Source organism: Methylotenera sp., assembly GCF_013141425.1.
Taxonomy (GTDB): domain Bacteria; phylum Pseudomonadota; class Gammaproteobacteria; order Burkholderiales; family Methylophilaceae; genus Methylotenera.
On sequence record NZ_JABFRA010000015.1, the window covers coordinates 1 to 4,614 of the forward strand.

At 43.9% G+C, this 4,614-nt stretch carries 4 protein-coding genes; all 4 read right to left on the reverse strand.

What is annotated here, in order from left to right; translation table 11 throughout:
* Nucleotides 1–470 precede the first annotated feature (470 nt).
* Nucleotides 471–1,595 carry a deoxyguanosinetriphosphate triphosphohydrolase gene (locus HOO90_RS01325; RefSeq protein ID WP_292838681.1) on the reverse strand — a complete coding sequence of 375 codons (1,125 nt, stop codon included), beginning with the start codon at nucleotides 1,593–1,595 and terminating at the stop codon, nucleotides 471–473.
* Between the two features lie 67 nt (nucleotides 1,596–1,662).
* Entirely contained in the window at nucleotides 1,663–2,736 is a 1,074-nt protein-coding gene (aroB, locus tag HOO90_RS01330) for a 3-dehydroquinate synthase (protein WP_292838683.1), read from the reverse strand.
* Between the two features lie 20 nt (nucleotides 2,737–2,756).
* Nucleotides 2,757–3,257 carry a shikimate kinase gene (locus HOO90_RS01335; protein ID WP_292838687.1) on the reverse strand — a complete coding sequence of 167 codons (501 nt, stop codon included), beginning with the start codon at nucleotides 3,255–3,257 and terminating at the stop codon, nucleotides 2,757–2,759.
* Between the two features lie 150 nt (nucleotides 3,258–3,407).
* Nucleotides 3,408–4,614, reverse strand: a 1,207-nt coding sequence (gene pilQ / locus HOO90_RS01340; protein ID WP_292838685.1) for a type IV pilus secretin PilQ, incomplete at its 5' end; no start/stop codon positions are given.

Genomic DNA, 4,614 nt, shown 5'->3' on the forward strand with positions numbered 1-4,614 from the left:
ATACCAGCGTTAGCGCTTGAAGCTGCAGCTAATAAAGCTGAAGCAACTGCTAATTTAATTGTGTTATTCATTACGAATCTCCTAATTGTGTATTGCTATTGTTATAACTAAATAACCTTGCCTTACCTTGTTATTGCTAACTTATGTAACGGCAAGAGAGTTTGCAAACTCTCTTAATGTTTACTGCTATTTATTACAAATAGTACAGCTTCATTAAGAAGGTGAATGAGAGTATGCCTAAACGCTGTGTGTGAAACAACTATTTATTTGCATTTTAGTCACAATTATTTACATTTGTTGTAAATGTGCAACATTCGGGGTTTTGTAGGAGCTAACTTTAAGATTGCGAATAAATGGTGGGTTATTCACCACTCTTGTTCGGGGTGGAGCACCCCTCCTACACCGTGGCATCTTGCAAGGCTATTGTAGGAGCGGTCCGCGACCGCGAACATATAAACCGCGAAACTCCATTACAAATATTCTTCTACCGTAAACAATTTACGGTGCTCGCGTATGGCAAAACGGTCTGTCATGCCGGCGATGTAATCTGCCACGGCGCGGGCTTTGTCGGTTTCGGCGTAGGTTTGAAATTCATTCGGCAATAAGCCAACATTTTCATAAAAGGCATGAAACAGCTCTTGCACGATGCGGGCGGCTTTGGCGCTCATGCGGTTGACTTTGTAATGGTGGTATAAATTGTTACGTAAAAACTGTTTTAACTTTTGGTTTTGCTCGGCGATTTCTGGGCTAAAGCTGATTAATTGCGGTAATTGACGAATGTCGGCGATGCTTTTGGGTTGCTGTTGTGCGATGTTTTTTGCGCTTTGCGTGCATAAATCAACCATTAAGGTGTTAATCATGCGGCGAACGGTTTCGTGTATCAGGCGTCTTTGTTCGAGCTTGGGGTATTTTGCTTTTACTTGTGCCAAGTTATCAGCGAATAGTGAAACCTCTGATAATTGCTCGATAGTGATGAGGCCTGAACGCAGGCCGTCGTCAATGTCATGATTGTTGTAGGCAATTTCATCGGCAAAATTGGTGAGTTGTGCCTCTAAACTTGGGCTGGTTTTGTCTAAAAAGCGCTGACCGACATCACCGAGTAGTTTGGCATTTTTAATTGAGCAGTGTTTGAGTATACCTTCGCGCACTTCAAACGTGAGGTTTAAGCCATCAAAATCTGCATAGCGCAGTTCAAGTTTTTCGACCACGCGTAGTGATTGCAGGTTGTGCTCAAAGCCACCAAAATCGCGCATGCATGCATTGAGCGCATCTTGCCCCGCATGGCCAAACGGCGTATGGCCAAGGTCGTGTGCCAGCGCAATCGCCTCGGTTAGGTCTTCGTGCAGATTGAGTGTGCGGGCAATGCCGCGCGCCATTTGCGCGACTTCGAGGCTATGCGTTAAACGCGTGCGAAATAAATCGCCTTCGTGATTCACAAATACTTGAGTTTTATATTCCAAGCGCCGAAATGCGGTGGAGTGAATAATACGGTCGCGGTCGCGCTGAAAGGCGTTGCGGGTTTCAGAGGCGTCTTCGCTAATTTGACGACCCAGCGATTGATTGGGATTAGCAGCGTAGGGGGCTGGGTAACTCATGATGTCATTGCGGACTTGATCCGCAATCTCTGTGTACGGATGACAGACGGTTTATTTGTTATTTTTATCATAACGCCAAGGTCTGTTTTAACTTTTCCGCATCGTAATCACTGGTAATAACGGACTTGCCAATGCCTTGCTGCAAAATAAGTCTGATTTTGCCATTCTCAACTTTTTTATCTAAACCCATTAAATCGAGGTATCTTTCTACCCCCAATTTTGGCGCTTCGACGGGTAAATTTGCCGCGACAAAACTCGCTTTGATACGCGCGACTTGCGTGGGGCTTAGCCAGCCCATACGTTGCGATAAGTCTGCCGCCATCACCGTACCTGCGGCGACGGCTTCACCGTGTAGCCATACGCCATAGCCCATGGCGTTTTCAATAGCGTGGCCAAAGGTATGACCCAAATTGAGTAACGCTCGCTCGCCTTGCTCATGTTCATCATTCGCTACCACTTCTGCCTTATTTTGGCATGAGCGATAGATGGCATAACTGAGCACTTGTTCATTCAGTTGCATTAAATCCGCCATATTGGTTTCGAGCCAATCAAAAAAATCCGCATCACGAATTAAGCCATATTTAATCACTTCTGCCACGCCTGCTGAAAACTCCCTCGCAGGCAGGGTTTGCAGCGTATCAATATCTGCCAGCACCAATTGCGGTTGGTAAAACGCGCCGATCATATTTTTACCCAGCGGGTGGTTAATGCCGGTTTTGCCGCCAACCGATGAATCCACCTGTGAAAGCAGGGTCGTTGGAATCTGAATAAATGGCACGCCACGCAAATAAGTTGCGGCGGCATAACCGGTTAAGTCGCCAATAACGCCACCGCCGAGTGCTATTAGGGTGGTGCTTCGCTCACAACGATTTTGCAGTAATGCATCATAAATTTTATTTAGCGTTTCGGAATTTTTATAAGCTTCACCATCTGGCAGAATAATTGGTATTACCTTTACGCCTGCGGCTTGTAATGTTTGGCTTAACTTTTCTAAATACAGCGGTGCAACCGTGGTGTTGGTCACTATGGCCACATGTTTGCGCTTTAAGTAGGGCAAAATTAAACTCGCGTCGGATAGCAGGTTTCGCCCAATATGTATTGGGTAACTTCTGTTGGCCAGCTCTACTTTTAGTGTTTGCATCTTGATATTTGTCTTATTAATTAATCTAACTTGTGGTCTTTGGATTCGAGTAATAAATGCTCGATATCGTTGGTAATGTCGTATGCTGACTGCGCGCCAGTATCGACAATGCAATCTGCCAATGCTGTGTAAATTGGATCACGCTCGATATACAGTTTTTCTAATTTTTGTTTGATATTGCCACCTTGCAACAAAGGTCGGGTTTTATCGTACCGTGTACGAAGCCAAAGATCATGTACATTCGCCCTTAAATAAACCACTTTGCCATTATTTTTCAGTAGCGTTCGATTTTCTGGCAATAGTACCGCACCGCCGCCAGTGGCCAATACAATATTTTCTAGCTGAGTGAGTTCTTCAAGAATGGCTGTTTCACGCTTGCGAAAACCTGCCTCGCCTTCTAGTTCAAAGATTAGCGGAATTTTTACACCCGTTTTACGTTCGATTTCATGATCCGTATCGTAAAAGGCCATGCCTAGTTGCTTGGCAAGCAAACGACCGATGGTCGTTTTACCCGCACCCATCAGGCCAACAAAAAAGATATTTTTCAAACTAAACACCTAGCACACATAAAAAATGCCCATCACAGTCATGATGGGCATTTTAAGGCAAACTTCAAACTCTGTCAGTTTTGCTTTACTTATTCACACATTATACGAACTAAATTTAGCCTTTTACTGCAAGCTTAGACTCTCATCCATTACCTTAGGTGTAATAAATATAAGTAACTCACTTTTGTTACTCAATAAAGTCTTGCGTTTAAACAAATTACCCATTATTGGCAAATCCCCAAAAAATGGCACTTTCTCAACGTCATTACGTTCAATTTGCTCATATATCCCCCCCAGTACTGCAGTTTCTCCGTTGCCGACTAAGACTTGCGTATTTATATTTTGAGTTTCAATAGAAGGTACACCATTAAAAACTTGCCCCACTCGATCTTTCTTCACATCAATCTCCATAATAATTTTATCATCTGGCGTAATTTGTGGGGTAACTTCCAAACTTAGCACTGCCGGCTTAAATGATACTGTTGCCGCGCCGCTTGAACTTGCCTCCAAATAGGGTATCTCTGTTCCAGATGCAATCTTAGCCTTATGTTGATTTGCTGTAGTTACTCGCGGGCTTGATACAACCTTACCACGACCATCAGACTCCATAGCAGTCAACTCAAAATTCAATAACAATCCTGCTGGAAGATGAAACAAACTATAAGCGAATGAGCCAAAAGCGTTAGCAACAGGAAGATTAGAGCCTAAATCTGGCAACCCATCAGAGCTTGTGAGCACACTTCCACCAGTTAGGGCAGTTTGAATTGATCCATTATGCGTACCTTGCGTCAATCTTCCAGGAGCTGGTGTTGGAGTAAAAGCGGTTGGTCGATTACCCAAGCTACCACTTATGGTACTGACGGCCCTACCTGGAGTACCAGTTTGTGTTACACCAAATCTGGCCCCTAACGCCTTGCTATATTTATCATCTGCGATTACCAACCGTGACTCTATCATCACTTGCTTAACAGCAACATCTGCTTTATTGATAATCTCTTGCACTTGCGCAAGTCTTATAGGAGTGTCTTGAACAAATACATTATTTGTGCGTGTATCCTGTGTAGCGCTTCCGCGCTTAGATAATATTTTCTGCTTTGGATCGACAATTATTTTTACTAAATCAGCAGCTTTCATATAGTTCAGGGTGAAAACTTCCGTACGTAGAGGTTCAGTGTCTTCTACTTGCTGCGTGGCTTCATATGCTTGCTTTTCTTTAGCTGCGACTTCTTCCGCTGGCGCCACTAAGATTACATTGCCTGTTTTACGCATTGATAAGCCTTTGCTTTGCACAATGATGTCCAAAGCTTGATCCCATGGCACATCTTTAAGC

What these genes read in the sequence shown, in the direction of transcription:
- HOO90_RS01335 (WP_292838687.1), bottom strand. Translation starts at nt 3,257, where the DNA reads ATGGGTGCGGGTAAAACGACCATCGGTCGTTTGCTTGCCAAGCAACTA.
- HOO90_RS01325 (WP_292838681.1), bottom strand. Translation starts at nt 1,595, where the DNA reads ATGAGTTACCCAGCCCCCTACGCTGCTAATCCCAATCAATCGCTGGGT.
- aroB (WP_292838683.1), bottom strand. Translation starts at nt 2,736, where the DNA reads ATGCAAACACTAAAAGTAGAGCTGGCCAACAGAAGTTACCCAATACAT.